The sequence below is a fragment of the Pseudomonas cucumis genome, assembly GCF_030687935.1.
In the GTDB taxonomy this organism is placed as follows: Bacteria; Pseudomonadota; Gammaproteobacteria; order Pseudomonadales; family Pseudomonadaceae; genus Aquipseudomonas; species Aquipseudomonas cucumis.
In genome coordinates this window covers 185,127-200,747 of sequence record NZ_CP117454.1, presented here as the reverse complement: position 1 = coordinate 200,747, position 15,621 = coordinate 185,127, and the positions used below count along the sequence as shown (strand labels likewise).

The window sequence follows — 15,621 nt, the reverse complement described above, 5'->3', positions numbered from 1 at the left end:
ACCTGCCGCAGGCTCAGACGTGGCTCAGCGGCTCTCGATTGTCGTCATCTTCGGCCTGCAGGCGGATCACCAGCGGATGCTCCAGCGGCGCCAAAGGCGGTGGCAGCTGGACTGGGTCGACCGGGAAGAAATGCGTCACGACATGGCTGACATCGCCATCCTGATTGTTATGAATGGTCATCGAGCCTGGCGTGCGCAGTTTCGTCAGCCGGTCGCCGGTCAGCTTGAAGCTTTTGCTGAGTCCCTGATCATCCACCACCGGCGCCGGCAAACGGCGCTGGGCGAAACTCTTGCTTTTGCGCTGTTGATAACGCCCACGTGATCAGGATCACCGCGTTCAACAACGCCACCCACAGGTAAATCTGCAACGTGCCGAGGGCGTCGAAAAATGACGCATCGATACGCGGGCCGGCATGGGTATCGATCAACGGCCACAAACCCCGCGCCAGCAAATACAGGAGACCGACCCAGGCGAGCACGGTGAGAAGAACATCGATCACGACCAGAAAGGGCCGCTGCCGGGTTCTGATGATTTTCATTTGATGACCTCCTCTTCATCGTCATTCAGCGGCTTGATGCCCCGGTCCGGACTGACCCAGCGCGCACGCTTCTGATGTTGGCCGAACAGCACTTTGGGGAAGCTGACCAAGGTGGTAAGCAAGCTGATGAACCAGAACACCAGTGGATACCAGACCACCCAGAACATGGTCTTGCCCAGACCCTTTTCATAACGGCGGTCGATCAGGATGCTGACCGCGAATTGCACCAGGCAAACCACTGCCAATAGCAGCCCGGTAAACGCCGGTGGCATGAGGTGATCGACGGCAATGGCTGGCGGCATTTCAACGAATTTGCCGACGCCCCAGAAAATCACCGACAGCAGGAACGTGAACGCCCAACCGGTGGACAGGCAGTATTCGAACAGCAACGGCCAGAGGTAACGATGGCGGTATTGCCAGATGCCCCGGATGTTCTTGAACAGCACCTCGGCGCCGCCCTGGGCCCAGCGCAGACGTTGCTTCCACAGGCCGCCGAGGGTTTCGGGCATGAGGATCCAGCACAATGCGCGGGGCTCGTAGAAAATGCTCCAGTGATCCAGTTGCAGCTTCCAACTGATGTCGATGTCTTCGGTGATCATGTCCGGGCTCCAGTAGCCGACCCGGTTCAGGGCCGTGCGACGGAAGGCGACGATGACCCCGGAGACGGTGAAGATCCGCCCGAACACCCGCTGGGTGCGCTTGATCAGGCCGATGATCGACGAGAACTCGCCGACCTGCACCCGGCCGATCAAGGTCGAACGGGTGCGGATTCGCGGGTTGCCGGTCACGGCGCCCAGTCGCGCATTGTCGAGCATCGGCGCCACCAGATAGGCCGCGGTGTTCGGCGCCAGCAGCGCGTCACCGTCGATGCACACCAGATACTCGCTGCGCGCCGCAATGGCGCCCATGCGCAGGGCCACGGCCTTGCCCTGGTTCTCCGCCAGGTGCAGCACCCGTAGACGCGGATCCTGCGCCGCCAGTGCATCGAGCACCGCGGCGGTGTTGTCCTTGGAGCCGTCGTTGATCGCGATCACTTCGATGTTCGGGTAATGCTGGGCCAGCGCCGCGTGGATAGTATCGGCCGCGTTGTCGCCTTCGTTGTAGCAAGGGATCAGGATCGAGATCAGTGGTTCGCCGGCCAGCGGTGGCGGCAAAGTGTCGTCCTGCCACGGCCAGTGCCGCTCCCAGTGCAGCCAGAAATACAGGCCGCCAGCGATCCACAACCCCGACATGAACAGTGGATAGAAGAACACGAAGTCCATCAGGAATTGCCCGGTGAGCAGAAAGATCAGCCCGAGGGGAACCCCAAGGACGATCGCCAGAACCAGCAGGGCTAGAAGTCTGTCCAGCATGTTATGGATTCCACTTGTTGGAGAGCGCGGGCCGCACGGCTTTCAGGTCCGGCTGGTTCTCGAGGAAGTTGTCCGGGTAGTAACCGAAACTGGTGGCGCCCTGACGCTTGAGACGGCCCATCCAGTCAGCCAACTGTTCGCCGTCGATGTCGGCGTCGGCTTTTTTCGTCCAGTCACGGGCCTGCAATTCGAACACCGTGCGCTCGAGTGCGCCGGGGCGCGATTTCACCGTCGCCACCAGCGTTTCGAGCCAAGGGCCGGATTTCTGGAGGCTCTGTTTTTCCATGAGCGGCATGGCCATCGGCGCCGTCCAGTCGTAGGCCCCCAGGAAGTCGTCGAGGTTCTGCGCGAACCAGGCTTCGCTCTCGGGGTTGAGCATTGGCTCGGCGAAAATATTGCGCGCCGTTTTCACTTGCGGGCCGCGAATGGCGCGGACCTTGGCGGTCAGCTCATGTGTGAAATCGATCAGGTAGCGACTCTTGAATCGCGTCCAGCGTTGCAGCATGGCTGGATCGTCGCGCAGGGTGGCAATCGAACCGGACAGACCGTTGGCGGCATAGATTTTCAGGGCTTCGGGGCCGGCGTCTTCGAAGTCCGAGAGCACCGCGTCATCGTGATAGAGGATGCCGTCGACCGAGGTCAGGCGTGCCATGTCTTCGTAGATTTCACCGATGATGCGCCGCACGTTTGGATCGAATGGCGACAAGCGTTTGTACTGGTCCGGATCGATCGACGTGGTAGCGGTTTTCGGGTCCCAGCGAGTGACGCGTGGCAACTTCGAGTCCAGGGCAAAACTCAGCACCGGCATCCACGCGAAGACCTTGACGTTAGCCCGAGTACGCAACTGCCAGGCTACGCGGTCGAAGAGGTCGGCGCGCATTGGCAGGTGACGGTTGGGGAAGTACAGCGAATGCACCAGGCCATCGCCCACTGGGTCGGCGAAGGCTTGGAGGAATACGGTGTTGGCGCCCATGTCGGCCATGCGCTGGATCAGTGTGCCGAGGTTGATTTCCTGTTGCGCCGGGTCCGCGTCGTAGACGTTGTCCAGGTCCACATGCACCACGCGCATCGGCGATTCGGCCTGCACCGAGACGATGCTGTTGGCGAAGTGTTCGCCATCCGGGTCCGAGGCCACCAAAAAGCGTGGGCTGCTCATCAGGTTGTCGAGGGCATCGAGGCCGTCTTCCAGGGTCAGGGCCATCTGATAACCCTGTTCGTTGACCACTTGCAGCGAGGTGCCGTCCGCCGCGCCGTAGGGCCAGACCCAGACCCGCGGTTTGTAACCGGTGACCTTGCGGATCTTCTCCGAGATGGCCGCCACGTCGGCGCGCATCCGGGCTTGGAATTGGGCTTCGGTTTCATAGCGCCCGGTAGCGGCGTCATAACGCCGAGTGGCGGCCGCCGGTTGCAGGTTGCCTTGCGGGTTGGCCAACACGCCTTTGTGGCTGGCGTCGGTGTGGGCGGCGATTTCCACCAGGCCGGATCGGGAAATCTCGCGGATCTGCTCCCAGGTCAGGAAATCCGAACGCTTGCGCGGTGTACCGGCGAAATCCACCGGCTGGTTCAGCGGTGTATCGATCCACACCCCGACCGGCGCCAGCAAGGCATGCCAGTTATAGGCACGCAGCACTGGCAACACGCGGGTATAGAAGCTCGAATAGCCATCGTCGAAACTCAGCATGATCGCCCGTGGCGGCAGTTCGGGGCCACCGTTGCGAGCGGCCATGATCTGGTCGACGGTGACCGGTGTGTAGTTGTTCTCCCGCAGCCACGCCAGTTGCTCGAGCAGGCGCTCGGTGCGTACGGCCACTACCGCCTGATCGGGGTCACGGTCTTCGACATCGTGGTAAGAGATCCCGAGCACATGGTTTTTCGGCCACGACTTTTCATTGGCCGACACCGGGCGTTCGGACGGCGGTGCGAAGGCCGGGGCTTGCTGGGCGCAGGCGCTGATCAACAGCGCTCCCAGCAGAAGGATGAAACGCGAAATAAAAGGCATCTTCAAACTCTTCTAGAAGCGGTAAGTAAGGTCGACGAGCAGGCGCAGATCGGTTTCGCGGTCGCCGTCATAAGGCCGGTTGATCACGCTCAGCAGGCCGCCCACCTCGAATACGTCGTTCCAGCTGTAGCGCTGGCCGTAACCCAGCAGGCCGACGCCGCCGGTCCCGTGATCGCGCTGGCTATAGGTGCCCGCACCGGCCTGGAACTGCTGGCTCCAGGAAGTTTCGTAGCGGTGATAGAGCACATGGTTGACGTTCACCGTCGGCAGCACGCTGAAGTCGGATTTGGGGTTGAAGTACGGCACGTCGTCGGACTTGGAGTTATGGCTGGTGCCAACCTCCAGGCCGAGGTCGACCTGCAACGCCGGCGCGCGGTAAACACCCTCGCGACCGGTGAGCAAGGCTTCGACACGGTTGTTGCCGTCACTGAAGTGCGAGGGGCTGACCGCCAGCCTCCACTCGCGGCTCTCATTGACGCGCCAACGGATGAAACCGCTGCCGCCGTTGGCGGTGATGTCGCTGTTCAAGGCCCGCAACGGCGTTTGCGCCGACAGGTATTCGAGGCTGCCGCCGTACTGCCAGTGATCGTCGATGTCTCGGGCAATCGCCAGGCGCGCGCCCTGTTTGTCACCGAAGCCGTAGGAATGGTTGGAGACTTCCGCTTCCAGGGTCATGTCGCGAGTCCGACGCTCAAGCCCGACGCGCTGAAAGCGATGGTGGCCGGTACCTTCCTGGAAGTCGCCGGTGGCGTAACCGGCACCGGCGAACAGACGCCAGTCTTCATCGATGGGCGGGCTGTACAGCGTGGTTTCGATGCCGAAATCGCGGCTGCCGTTGACCGCCCCGACGTCGCCGTTGCCACCGCCATAACTCTTGCCGCCGTAGGCCTCCACCCGCAGCTCGGCCATGTCATGGACCGCACGCTGACGCTGCAAACGCTGGACCTGACGGTTGTCCGGAAAACGCGCGACCACATCGTCGGTCAGCGCATCCATCTGCCGCCATTCCTGCAGGTCCATGGCGGTGTGGCCTTGCGCAACTTCCAGGCCGATGTCCCGTGGTGCCATGCTCTCGGTTTCCTTGAGCTGATTTTCGGCGCGCCGTGGCCAGTCCCGGGCCAGGTACAGATCGGCCTGGGCCAGACGCAGGCCGAGGTTGCCCGGTGCCTGATTCACCAGCACCTGCAAACGCTGCTCGCCCGACGGTAGATCAGCGCCGTAGGTGCCGGCCTGGGCGGCGAGTTGCTGCGCGTCCATCCATTCATCGTTGGGATTGCCCACCGGCAAGCCCTTGAGCTCGACCCGCGGTTTCTGAGTCTTGGCCAGGTCTTCGGCGACCTGACGCGCTTCATCGGCCTTATCGCTTTCGAGCAAGGCGTAATAGAGCGCGGTGCTATCTTCCAGGCGGTCGCCGACATCGGCATCCGGTGCCACCAGCACCTGACGATACAAATCGGTGGCGATTTCTGGCTGACGCTGGTCCAGATAGGACGACGCCACCCAACGCAGGGCGTAGGTCGGAATCTTCACGCCTTCGGCGAGCAGCTTCTGGTATTCGGCGATCACATCGGCGGTGCGCGCACGGGCCTTGAGGGCGCCCATGCGATCGATTCGCCAACGGATGACGTCATCGTGGGCCTGAGAATCCGGTGTCCAGGTCGACAGCAACTGGTCGTAATCGGCCAGCGCCCGATCGGCGATCACATAACGTTCTTTTTCGCTGCGAGTCGCCAGTTCGGCCAGGCGCACACGTTCTGCGGCCAGGTCACCTTCAAGGCGTCGCAGCGTGACCGGATCCAGCAACCCGGGCCGCTGGCGAGCCAGGCGCAAGGCCGGTTCTGGCAGGCGAGCGCGCTGCAGGGCAATCACGTATTCCCGAGCGACATCGGGCTTGCTGCCGGCGCGGATGAAAGCCTGGTCGTATTCAAACAACGCCTCGTAGGTGGCGCCGGCGTGGGTCAAGGCATAGGCCAGGGCCAGGCGGCGGGAAGGGTCATCCGGTTTCGCCGCCACCAGCGCCCTGGCGCGGGCAACGGCCTCGTCAGGTTTACCGGCGTCGGCCTGGGTCATTGCCAGGCCCAGCTGCAGGTCGGGATTTTGCGGTTCAAGGGCCAGGGCCTTGTTGTACACCTGGGTCGCCGAGTCCCAGCGCTTGAGGTTGCGATAGGCACGCGCGGTGGCGGTCAGGGCCTGAACCGGCAGCGCCCGATTGTGCCCCTGGGTTTCATAGACCTGGACCACTTCGGCGTCCAGACCCGCCCAGCTGGCGATCTGTAAGTGATCACTGATCTGGCCGGTGGTGGCCTGGTTTACCGGCACCTGGCGCAACACAGTCAGCGCAGGCGTGTAATTGCCGGCCCGTGCGTCGCGAACCATTTGGTCGTAGGGGGTGTCGGCGAGCGCCTGCATCGGCCACAGCAACTGGCCGCACAGCGCAACGCGAAACAAGGGGCGCAAACCACGATGAATAAAGGGACCAGCAAAACACGGCATTCGTCAGCATCCTTACATGGCCAGCCGGGTCGCAATGTCCCTTGCCCATTCGTAGCGGAAAGCCGGGTCGAAAGACCCAGCCAAGCTTTATCGACGCAGTTTTGCATGCGAACGTAGTCGACTCTTCAGAACACAATAATTGTTCAGATTCGTGACGTTCGGGCCATCTCCAGTCAGTCAAGCCCGCTCCCACAGGTTCCGCACCTTGGCTGACCGGCATTGGAATCTTCTCCCCCTCTCCCCGTTTCGAAACCCCAGACAGCAAAACGCCCGGCGTCTGCGTGTTGCAGAGGCCGGGCGCTGCGCTGAAGCCTGCAGTTTTACTGGAGGGTGACGTCGCCCGTGCCGCCGAGTTTGCTCATCACGAAGCCGACAAACTCTTCGAGGGTCATTTTCTGGCCGTTGAAGTCCACCTGATTGTTGGCGTAGTGCAGCTTGGTGACGACGTTGTTACCGTCCAGTTTCGCCAATTGCGTGCCGACCGCCATGCTGCTGAACATGTCGGCGGTTGCGCTCGCCTGATCGGCGATCAACTTGGCGTCGGTCTGGCCGTCGATTTGCGACTGCACGGTGAGCACGTCAACCAGCATCGGCTTGGACACCAACAGGTTGAAGTCCAGCAGGGCGATCAACTGCTTGACCAATTGGTCTGGCGGCAGGTCCATGGATTGTGGTTTGGTCAGGTCCAGCACCAGGTTGGCGCGACTTTCGCCGTTGCTGGTGTTGAACGACAGGTTTTCCAGAGCCACCTGCGGGCCGGCGGCCAGCAGTTTCTCCAGGCCGGTCTTGACCTGTGCCTCTTCGGCCGGGGTCAGGTTCAGTTCCGGCGCTGGTAGACCGGCGGCGGCAGCTTCAGCGGCGGCCTTTTCGTACGGTTGCAGTTTGGTCTGGTAGATCTGCATCAGCGACATCGTTGACGGAATGTCGAGGTTTTTCAGGCTCATGGCCATCTGCGCAGAACCGACAGTCTTGCCGTTCAAAGACACTTCACCGACCTTGTAATCGGCACGCCCCGAAGCGTTGGTGCCCGATTCCTCGGTCTTGTTCTTCATTTCAAAGTTCTTGACGCCGAGTACCGACTGCTTGGCGCCGAAGGTGGTCTTGCTGTTGGTCAGCTCGATAGTGTTTTCGCCGGTGTAATAGCCGTACGTGCTTTTGTTCAGGTTACTGGCCACGGTCAAGCCATTGAGCTCGACCTGCACCGGGGTTTGATCTTCGGCCACGGTGGTCAGCTTCAGGCTGTCCATGTAACCGTCGGCCTTGACCTTTTGTGCCTGGGCACTGGCGGCTACATCGAGTTTCATACCGGAGAAAGTCAGATTGGATTTGTCATCCAGCGCTGTTTCCAGCGGCAGAAATTCGAGGGTGCCCTTGGTGGAATTGTCGTAGCCGATGTTGACCACGCCTTTGACCGGGGAATTGTCCTTGGCGGCCGCGAACCACTTCTCGGTCAGCGGGGTCTTTTCCAGCTCGTAGTGACTGGTAGCCAGGACCGGCAACCACTTCAGCGACACCAGGCGCGAGAACGGCAGCGGGCCGTGTTCGATGCGATCGACGAACAGCAACTCGACGGGCGCTTCACCAAACATCTCGCCCTCGCCCTTGAGGCGGTAGTGCGCGGTGCTGCTGAACACATGGCGGTCCAGCGACACCAGCTCCAGCGACGCCGTGCCGTTGGAACCAGCCAGCGCGGCTTGCAGCTCTTTGTTGGCGTCGGCGATCGAGGTGTTCAGCACCCCATCGAGTTTGCTGCCGGTGTACCACGCACCGCCAGCGCTGATTGCACCGATGGCCACGACAATTCCTAGAAGCACGCCTGCTGATTTATTCATGAAGTATCCGTTCAATGTCCGTTGTGAAAGTGTGGTCGTCTTCCCTGAACCCATGACGGGTTGCGGCTCGACTTCGCTAAAAGTGGGATGGAGATTAGCATTTGCGCCGCAAGACGGCCCAATGATTAAAGGTGAAAGAGTGTCTATGGACCGCGCAGAAGAAGCGAGAGTTTCGGCGGCTGTAAGATTGCCATCGCGGGCAAGCCCGCTCCCACAAGGATCGCGCTGAACCTGTGGGAGCGGGCTTGCCCGCGATGGCGTCAGTCCAGCCAACCTCAATTCACGAATACTGCACTTCAATTTCATCAAGCTGATGATCGAAGCTTTTCAGCCGCGCCGTCCACGTATACACCAGCACTTCGAAATCCCGATTGATCACCGCCCCGCCGGTCACTTCCGCGCGCGGGTCGCAGAAATCCAACTGATAGCGTTCGCGGGCCATGGCGTTGGCGACATCGGACAGCTCTCGGGCATTGTTGAGCCAGTGCCAGCCCTCATCGGCCACTTGCTTGTCCAGCGCCAGGCATTGTTTTTTCAAGGTTTCGAGGCTCTTTTCCAGCGGCGTGCCGGTGAGTTCGCCCATGACTTCCTGGAAGGTGCGCCCCGGTTGCCAGTAACTGCCCCAGAAATACCGGTCGAATACCGTTTCGACGCGACGCAAAGCCACCTTGGTATCCCAGATCAGCACCAGGGTCTTGCCTTGTTCGAGTTGTCGTTTCTTGATGCGCTGGCTCTGTAAAGAAGCCCAGGCGACCACCACGATAGCCATCACGGCGATCAACGCCACCACGCTGTCGAGGAATATCAGCGCCGTGTCGAGCTGGTGGGCCAGCATGACGCCGTAGAAATAGGTGGCCGACAGCAAAACCAATGCCGCAATGGCGCACCAGAAGCCGGGAGCGTAAGGGTTTTTCATTATTAGATCCCCATGACCAACGCAAGCCTTGATCGACGGGTTCGCCGCGCGCCCCCATCAAGTCAAAGCATAGCAACGGCTTCAGGGTTTGCCGGGGTGTGACCCTTGCGTTCGTCCGCTTTCCCGGCCGCCACCCAAAGAAACGACTTTATTCTGGTCTATTACCTGAGCAACCCTGGAAAAAGCTGACAAATTAAGTTTTTGCTCATTTCTGACCACTCACCATTTTTTTTACACCCCCCGCCCCTTCCTCAACAGCACATCCAGCTGATCTACCACCTCCGCCCAATCGGCATCATCCAGAATCTCCTTACGCAGCAGCTCTGCCTGGCTCTCACTCCAGAAGAACGCGTCCGCCAGGTGCAGTTCGGGTTTGAGTGGTGAATGGGTGGCGATGAATTTATCGATGCTTTCGGCGTCATCAGGCAGGCCGAGTTGTTTGAAGAGGGATGAGAGGCTGTGGGTAGGGGATTCCATGTTTGGCTCCTTCTTGATCGTATTGAATGGGTGACTGCGGTGCGGCTATTCGCGGGCAAGCCCGCTCCCGCAGGGTTTTCGCAAGTCCTGTGGGAGCGAGGCTTGCCCGCGATGACGGTAGTCAGATCAACGCTATGCCGACTGACTCAACTCGCACACCTGGGCATGGGGCACCATTTTCAGAAATTCCGGCACGCTCATGTGCACCAGATTGCTGTGGTTGCCGGCTTCGAGGTAGATGTCTTTCTGCCGGGTCAGCAGTGGGTCGATGACCATATCCATCCCGTAGGATTCGCCCAGTGCAGGCACGGCACCGCGTTCGCAATCGTCGAACAGGCGCGGCAGGTTGCTTTCCCGGGTGACTTGCCATTCGCCGCTCCCACGTACTTTGCTCAGGTCCAGGTGACAGCTGGCGGGCAGCACGGCCATCAAGTAGTGGCCGTGGCTGTCGTCGAGAATCACCGATTTGGCGACCCGTTCGGCAGGGATGCCCGCGAGCCGAGCCGTTTCAAGGCTACTGGCCGAGTGCGGGTGAGACACGATGTCATATTCGCAGTGAGCCTTATCGAGGCTGTTCTGCACGGTTTTTGCCATACGCATGATGCACCTCGGTGTCCGTAGTAACGAAATCGCGGACGATAGTTAACTTTTTTGTCTCCATTAAAAGTCTAGGCCCGCTGGTGGCATCCGGCGGGAAATCCGCCCGTCGGACACTGTCGACAACTGGTCAAAATTTATACAAGCACAGGCTCAACTAGACTTGTATGCAGGGTCACTCTTGCGGAGGGTCAAGTGAGCATTCGTTGTTGTGCCATGGCGCTGCTGCTGGCCTTGAGCGGATCGGTTTTCGCAGCGGACACCGTCATCTTGCTGGTTCCCAACCCTATCGGGATCTGGCTGATCACGTTCGGCATTGCGTTTCTGATCGCCGAGGCGGTCTTGCCCAATTACGGCGTGGTCGGTCTGGGCGGCCTTGTGATGTTCGTGCTCGGCGCGGTGATTCTGACCAACGCCGAGCTCCCTGTTCCCTTGATGATCGGTTTGGGGCTGATCAGCGCACTGCTGCTGACTTTCCTGCTGATCCGCGCCCTGAAAACCCGACCGCGCCGCAACGTCAGCGGCGACGACGAATTGCTGGGCAGTGTGACGCAGGTAACGTCGTTGCAGGCTGGTAGTGCTTATTTCGGTTGGGTGCACTTGCAAGGCGAGCAATGGCAGATATTGAGCGCAACACCGCTGCATCCGGGACAACAGGTCCGGGTGGTGGCACGCAAGGGGCTACTGCTGGAAGTGGCCGCGGCTGACGCGGCGCCCGCATAAACAATGATGGTGGAGAATAGTCATGGGTCTGCAACTGGGTTTTTCCGCGCTCCTGTTATTGCTGATTGCACTGGCGGGATCGGCCTTCCGTATCCTGCGCGAATACGAACGCGGCGTGGTGTTCCAGCTCGGGCGCTTCTGGCAAGTCAAAGGCCCTGGCCTGATTTTGCTGATTCCAGCAGTTCAGCAAATGGTTCGCGTCGACTTGCGTACCGTGGTGCTCGACGTACCGGCGCAAGACGTGATCACCCGCGACAACGTCTCGGTCAAGGTCAATGCGGTGCTGTATTTCCGCGTGCTCGATCCGCAAAGGGCGATCATTCAGGTCGAAGACTTTCTCATGGCCACCAGCCAACTGGCGCAGACCACATTGCGGGCGGTGCTCGGTAAACATGAACTCGATGAATTGCTGGCCGAACGGGAACGCTTGAACGTCGACATCCAGCAAGTGCTCGATGCGCAAACTGACGCCTGGGGCATCAAGGTGGCCAACGTCGAGATCAAGCACGTGGACCTCAACGAATCGATGATTCGCGCCATCGCCAAACAGGCCGAGGCCGAACGGGAACGTCGGGCCAAGGTGATCCACGCCGAAGGCGAATTGCAGGCCTCGGAAAAACTCATGCAGGCTGCCGAAATGCTCGGCCGCCAACCGGGGGCCATGCAATTACGTTACATGCAGACGCTGAGTTCGATTGCCGGGGACAAGAGTTCGACCATCGTCTTCCCGCTGCCGATCGAGTTGCTCAAAGGGATGGCGGATTTGTCGTCAAAACCCTAAGGAAATAATCTGTCGGCCCCATAAGATCGCAGCCTTCGGCAGCTCCTACAGGTGTACGCCGGGCCATTGTAGGAGGTGAAGGCTGCGATCCTTTTCCAATGCCTCATAAGGCTCGCGCGTCCAGTGTTCCACCCGCTCACGAAGCAGCACCGAGGCTTCACGACGCTTGCCATCGCGATCATCGACAAACACTTGCGACGACTGCTTGGCATGTTGCCCCACCGCCGTAAACACTTGCCTGCGTTGCTCGATATCCAACGCAAAGAACGTTGCCAAACGCCCCGCCATGGCCTGCGGCAGTTCGCTGTAGTTCACCGCCAGGCCGCCAAACGCCAGGCATTGCGCCAACCCCGATGCCAGCAACCGCCCCAATCTCCGGGCGATGTAATCCTCACGGCTGCTGAACGGAAACTCCTCATCCAGCACGCTCGCCCCGATCATCCCCGGCACCATGTGCATGCCCGGGCGACGCAGATGCGAGACGGCGATTTCCAATGGATCGCGATAAAGAAACAACCACGGTGTTTCGGGGAAGCATTCGCGCAACAACGGCAGTTCACCAATGTTCCAGGCGTCGAGTTTGATCACCAGCCGTTGCTCCACGCCAAGCCGACGTTGCCCGTAGGCAGACAGCAACCCTTTGATGGCGGCACGGCGCTCAACGGCGGGCAAATCACTGCGCAGCAACGCATCCAGCGGCGGTGGTTCGCTGATGACAACGTGGTTATCGAGTTGCGCCAACATCTGGCTGATCAGGGTTGAGCCGCAGCGGGAGGCGTGAAAGATAAAGGCACTTGGGGCCAGGCCGGGACTGCAAGCCTGCCAGTCAACAAGGGTCGACAATGCCGTTTTCCGGCGAAACGCCTGATTGAACGGCAGTCGCAGCGCGTCTTCCACAGCATCACGAAAAAACGGCTGATGCAGGCGCGTGTCACCGAACCAGCACCAGTCGACTTGCCATTGCCCGACCTCTTGCCAGACGCGGATCGGCAACCAGCCTTCGAGGTTCAGGCGCTCCATTGTTCATTCCATTGACGACGACCGTCGCGCATCGCCGCGCGCAGTTGTTCACGGGTGAACGCCAGTCCACGCTCGGCGGCCAGTTCCAAAGTACGGACGATAAAAGCTTCGTTGTCCTGCAACCCCTGCAAGGACTTGCACAGCTGCGGATCACTGGCCACCAACACCTTGAACCGCGCAAAAGCGTCATGACCGATTTCCGGTGACGGCGTAGTCGCCAGCCCGTCGATAATCGCCTGCTCCAGCCAGGCACCGGGCCGGCAATCGAGCACCAGATGAATCCGTGCCTGGGTGTCGCGATTGTCCACGCGATGAGGCCGCGAAAGGTCGAGAAACCAGCATTCGCCTGCGGCCATCGGCATGCGTTGGCCATCCAGCAGAAAGTCCACTTGGGGTGGGCTGAGCAGCGGGATGTGCAGACGCAAGTCAGCGTCTGGTTCGCCCAGATCATAGTCGCGATGTTCATGGATGCGCCCGCCCGGGCCGAGCCGTAACAGGCGCGCGCAGACGATCTGCAGCGGCAGATCCCGCAGCCCTTGCTGCCAACGAATATCTTGCAGCCAGGGCGCACGCAAAAGAGTCTCGCCGCGACCGGGCGACAGTTCAGTCAAGGCATCGGTCGCGGAAATCAGCGCCACACCGCTCCAGTCGCCAACGTAATAATCGCTATTGAAGTGACTGTGCCAGTCATCCTCGCCAATCGCCGCCAGCGCCTGCAACAGCAACGGCAGATCCACCGTTACCGGCAAGCGGGAGAAGGCCGGCAGGCTCATCGTTTCGGCAGCACCGCGCATTCGCCGAGCCAGGTCAGCAAACGGTCGAGACAGGCCTCCACCGACTGCGCGCCCGTGTCGAGCACTAGCGACGCAGACGGAGGTGGTTCGTAAGGCGCGGAAACACCGGTAAACCCCGCCAACTCACCCCGTCGAGCCCGGGCGTAATGACCTTTGGGATCACGCTGTTCACACACCGCCAACGAGGCGCTGCACCAGACTTCGTGGTAATCCTCGCCCAGCCGTCGGGCGAACAATTCACGCAACTCCACCAAGGGCGCGATCATCGCGAGGATGACAATTTGTCCGTTCTCGACCAACAGTGCCGCGAGTTCACTGGCGCGGCGAATGTTTTCCAGGCGATCGCTGTCGGTAAACCCCAGATCGCGATTGAGCCCTACCCGCAGTCCGTCGCCATCGAGCACCACACTCTGTACGCCGTGCTCGAACAGCTCGGCGTGCAGTGCCTGGGCCAACGTCGACTTGCCCGCTGCCGGTAAACCGGTCAGCAGAACCGCCGTGCCGCGATGACCATTGCGGGCCTCTCTTTGGGCGCGGCTGATGCTCGCCGTCGGCGCCAGCAGGTTATTGGACCGGGGCATGGGCCACCGGCACTGAGATATTGCCCGCCGCCCACGCCTCTTCGCGATTGGCCAGGGCCGTGGCGATGGACTGGACTTCGGTCGATTGCACTTCGTCCGGCAGCGGATCGAGACCGGCACTGGCGAAGATTTGCCCGTAAGCGTTGCGCAGGTCGGCGTAGGACAGGTCACGACGCAGATCGGCCTGCAAGGTGTTCAGTTCGCCCTGGATCAGGTCCAGTTCACCCAGCCCGGCCGCCTGATAGCGGTTGCGCAGTTGACCGACGATTTGCCCATCAATGTCTGACAGTTGCTGATTGGTCTTGAACTGCCGCATCGCCTCGCGATAGTTGGCGTTGGCCACGTAAAGCTGCGCCAGGATGGCAATCGACATCGCCTGCCGACGCGCCGTCGCGACTTCTTCACCCGCCTTGGCGACGTCGATCGCGGCGGGCGCGGAAATCACATTGAACAGGTTCCAGGTGACTTTCACCCCGTAATCCGCCCAGCCCTGTTCCACCAAAAACGAGTTGCTGTCGTAATGCCCACCAGCGGAAAACTCCAGCCCCGGCAGCAGACGCAGCATGGCTTTGCGGGTTTCGGCGGCGCTGATGCGGGTCTGGTAATCCTGCTCTCGCAACTCCGGCCGACTGGTCAGGGCTTCCTGCTCCAGGCTGGCGAGGTCGACCTTGAGTTCCGGAATGACATAGTCATCCTGGGTCGCCAGCGTCAACTCGGTGCTCAGAGGCAGGTTGATCAGGGTCGCCAGTTCGGTTTTTGCCAGCGACAGTGCGCGGCGTTGCTCCTCCAGTTGCCGGGTGGCTTCGATCAGTGAGCGCTGATAACCCAACGCCTGAATCGGATCACCGATGCGCTGCTCGCTCATGCTCTGGCTATTGGTGCGAGCGGTTTCGACCCGAGCCATCAGGCTGTCGATTTGCTTGAGCAAACGTTCGGCGGCCATGGCTCGCCAATAGGCCGAGCGCACGTCCTGCACGATGGTGTTGATGACCTTGCGCCGCCGCTCCTGCACGATCAGCCGCTGATCGCCCTGCTGCTTGGCACTGATATAGCTGACGCCAAAATCGAGCACGTTCCAGACCATGGTCAGGTCCGCCACTTCACGGTCGCGGTCCTGGGAGGTCGATGGTTCCAGGGACTGGGCGCCGGTTTCCACGCTCTGACTGCTGGAAGCGCTGACGTTATTACGCCCCACGTACCCGGCGTCCAACGCCATGCGCGGCAGCATGTCGAAACTGGCGAGGTCGAGTTGGCGCTTGGCCAGGGCCTCTTCCATGATCTTGAGCCGGCCTTCGAGGTTGTATTTCACCGCGCGGGCCATGGCCTGGTGCAGGGTCAGTGGGCCACTGAGAGGCTCCTGCCCCGTGTACATGTTTTGCAGATCGCTTTTGGCGCGCTGTTGGCTGACGCTACGTTCGATCGGTTCACTGGTGACTGCACATCCGCTGATCGCCAGCGCCAGCAAGCTGGCGCCGAATAACTTCTGACATCTCTTCATCCTTGGAGCCCCCGGGTGC

At 60.8% G+C, this 15,621-nt stretch carries 13 protein-coding genes and 1 pseudogene; 2 read left to right on the top strand and 12 right to left on the bottom strand.

Features of this window, described 5'->3' with window-relative positions; all coding sequences use genetic code 11:
• Window positions 1-13: 13 nt before the first annotated feature.
• From pgaD to PSH97_RS00795, 8 genes and pseudogenes are all read right to left on the bottom strand, one after another.
• A pseudogene (gene pgaD / locus PSH97_RS00830) lies at window positions 14-539 on the bottom strand (poly-beta-1,6-N-acetyl-D-glucosamine biosynthesis protein PgaD).
• Complete coding sequence (gene pgaC, locus PSH97_RS00825; RefSeq protein ID WP_305447725.1) at window positions 536-1,891, bottom strand: poly-beta-1,6-N-acetyl-D-glucosamine synthase; 1,356 nt, start codon at window positions 1,889-1,891, stop codon at window positions 536-538. The pseudogene pgaD and the gene pgaC overlap by 4 nt, the downstream one beginning before the upstream one ends.
• A 1-nt stretch (window position 1,892) precedes the next feature.
• Window positions 1,893-3,890 carry a poly-beta-1,6-N-acetyl-D-glucosamine N-deacetylase PgaB gene (pgaB, locus tag PSH97_RS00820; protein WP_305447724.1) on the bottom strand — a complete coding sequence of 666 codons (1,998 nt, stop codon included), beginning with the start codon at window positions 3,888-3,890 and terminating at the stop codon, window positions 1,893-1,895.
• A 12-nt stretch (window positions 3,891-3,902) separates the two neighbouring features.
• Window positions 3,903-6,383, bottom strand: a complete 2,481-nt coding sequence (gene pgaA, locus PSH97_RS00815; protein WP_305447723.1) for a poly-beta-1,6 N-acetyl-D-glucosamine export porin PgaA — start codon at window positions 6,381-6,383, stop codon at window positions 3,903-3,905.
• Between the two features lie 320 nt (window positions 6,384-6,703).
• Window positions 6,704-8,215, bottom strand: a complete 1,512-nt coding sequence (locus PSH97_RS00810; RefSeq protein ID WP_305447722.1) for a YdgA family protein — start codon at window positions 8,213-8,215, stop codon at window positions 6,704-6,706.
• A 280-nt stretch (window positions 8,216-8,495) separates the two neighbouring features.
• Window positions 8,496-9,131 (bottom strand): NADH:ubiquinone oxidoreductase subunit N, encoded by a 636-nt coding sequence (locus PSH97_RS00805; protein WP_305447721.1) that lies wholly within the window; start codon window positions 9,129-9,131, stop codon window positions 8,496-8,498.
• 231 nt (window positions 9,132-9,362) lie between these two features.
• Window positions 9,363-9,608: a DUF2789 domain-containing protein gene (locus PSH97_RS00800; protein WP_305447720.1), complete on the bottom strand. Its 246-nt coding sequence runs from the start codon at window positions 9,606-9,608 to the stop codon at window positions 9,363-9,365.
• 132 nt (window positions 9,609-9,740) lie between these two features.
• The gene (locus tag PSH97_RS00795; protein WP_305447719.1) at window positions 9,741-10,208 is read right to left on the bottom strand and encodes an aminoacyl-tRNA deacylase; all 468 of its coding nucleotides are present in this window, start codon (window positions 10,206-10,208) and stop codon (window positions 9,741-9,743) included.
• Window positions 10,209-10,400: 192 nt separating this feature from the next.
• On the opposite strand from PSH97_RS00795, the gene PSH97_RS00790 reads away from it, so the two are divergent.
• The gene (locus PSH97_RS00790) at window positions 10,401-10,928 is read left to right on the top strand and encodes an NfeD family protein (RefSeq protein ID WP_305447718.1); all 528 of its coding nucleotides are present in this window, start codon (window positions 10,401-10,403) and stop codon (window positions 10,926-10,928) included.
• Between the two features lie 22 nt (window positions 10,929-10,950).
• Window positions 10,951-11,709, top strand: coding sequence for a slipin family protein (locus PSH97_RS00785; protein ID WP_305447717.1), 759 nt, complete (start codon window positions 10,951-10,953; stop codon window positions 11,707-11,709).
• Between the two features lie 45 nt (window positions 11,710-11,754).
• Here PSH97_RS00785 and PSH97_RS00780 read toward each other — a convergent pair whose 3' ends face one another.
• From PSH97_RS00780 to PSH97_RS00765, 4 genes are read right to left on the bottom strand one after another with little or no spacing between them, the layout of a single operon-like run.
• The gene (locus PSH97_RS00780) at window positions 11,755-12,729 is read right to left on the bottom strand and encodes a sulfotransferase family protein (protein ID WP_305447716.1); all 975 of its coding nucleotides are present in this window, start codon (window positions 12,727-12,729) and stop codon (window positions 11,755-11,757) included.
• Complete coding sequence (locus PSH97_RS00775) at window positions 12,717-13,502, bottom strand: aspartyl/asparaginyl beta-hydroxylase domain-containing protein (RefSeq protein WP_305449730.1); 786 nt, start codon at window positions 13,500-13,502, stop codon at window positions 12,717-12,719. The genes PSH97_RS00780 and PSH97_RS00775 overlap by 13 nt, the downstream gene beginning before the upstream one ends.
• Window positions 13,499-14,104: an adenylyl-sulfate kinase gene (gene cysC / locus PSH97_RS00770; protein ID WP_305447715.1), complete on the bottom strand. Its 606-nt coding sequence runs from the start codon at window positions 14,102-14,104 to the stop codon at window positions 13,499-13,501. The genes PSH97_RS00775 and cysC overlap by 4 nt, the downstream gene beginning before the upstream one ends.
• Window positions 14,088-15,602: a TolC family protein gene (locus PSH97_RS00765; protein ID WP_305447714.1), complete on the bottom strand. Its 1,515-nt coding sequence runs from the start codon at window positions 15,600-15,602 to the stop codon at window positions 14,088-14,090. Before PSH97_RS00765 ends, cysC begins: the two co-directional genes overlap by 17 nt.
• Window positions 15,603-15,621 lie beyond the last annotated feature (19 nt).

Bases quoted from the DNA above. Each gene is read 5' to 3' on its own strand.
- PSH97_RS00775 (WP_305449730.1), bottom strand. From the start codon at position 13,502: ATGAGCCTGCCGGCCTTCTCCCGCTTGCCGGTAACGGTGGATCTGCCG.
- PSH97_RS00785 (WP_305447717.1), top strand. From the start codon at position 10,951: ATGGGTCTGCAACTGGGTTTTTCCGCGCTCCTGTTATTGCTGATTGCA.
- PSH97_RS00765 (WP_305447714.1), bottom strand. From the start codon at position 15,602: ATGAAGAGATGTCAGAAGTTATTCGGCGCCAGCTTGCTGGCGCTGGCG.
- PSH97_RS00800 (WP_305447720.1), bottom strand. From the start codon at position 9,608: ATGGAATCCCCTACCCACAGCCTCTCATCCCTCTTCAAACAACTCGGC.
- PSH97_RS00795 (WP_305447719.1), bottom strand. From the start codon at position 10,208: ATGCGTATGGCAAAAACCGTGCAGAACAGCCTCGATAAGGCTCACTGC.
- PSH97_RS00805 (WP_305447721.1), bottom strand. From the start codon at position 9,131: ATGAAAAACCCTTACGCTCCCGGCTTCTGGTGCGCCATTGCGGCATTG.
- cysC (WP_305447715.1), bottom strand. From the start codon at position 14,104: ATGCCCCGGTCCAATAACCTGCTGGCGCCGACGGCGAGCATCAGCCGC.
- PSH97_RS00810 (WP_305447722.1), bottom strand. From the start codon at position 8,215: ATGAATAAATCAGCAGGCGTGCTTCTAGGAATTGTCGTGGCCATCGGT.
- pgaA (WP_305447723.1), bottom strand. From the start codon at position 6,383: ATGCCGTGTTTTGCTGGTCCCTTTATTCATCGTGGTTTGCGCCCCTTG.
- pgaC (WP_305447725.1), bottom strand. From the start codon at position 1,891: ATGCTGGACAGACTTCTAGCCCTGCTGGTTCTGGCGATCGTCCTTGGG.
- PSH97_RS00780 (WP_305447716.1), bottom strand. From the start codon at position 12,729: ATGGAGCGCCTGAACCTCGAAGGCTGGTTGCCGATCCGCGTCTGGCAA.
- pgaB (WP_305447724.1), bottom strand. From the start codon at position 3,890: ATGCCTTTTATTTCGCGTTTCATCCTTCTGCTGGGAGCGCTGTTGATC.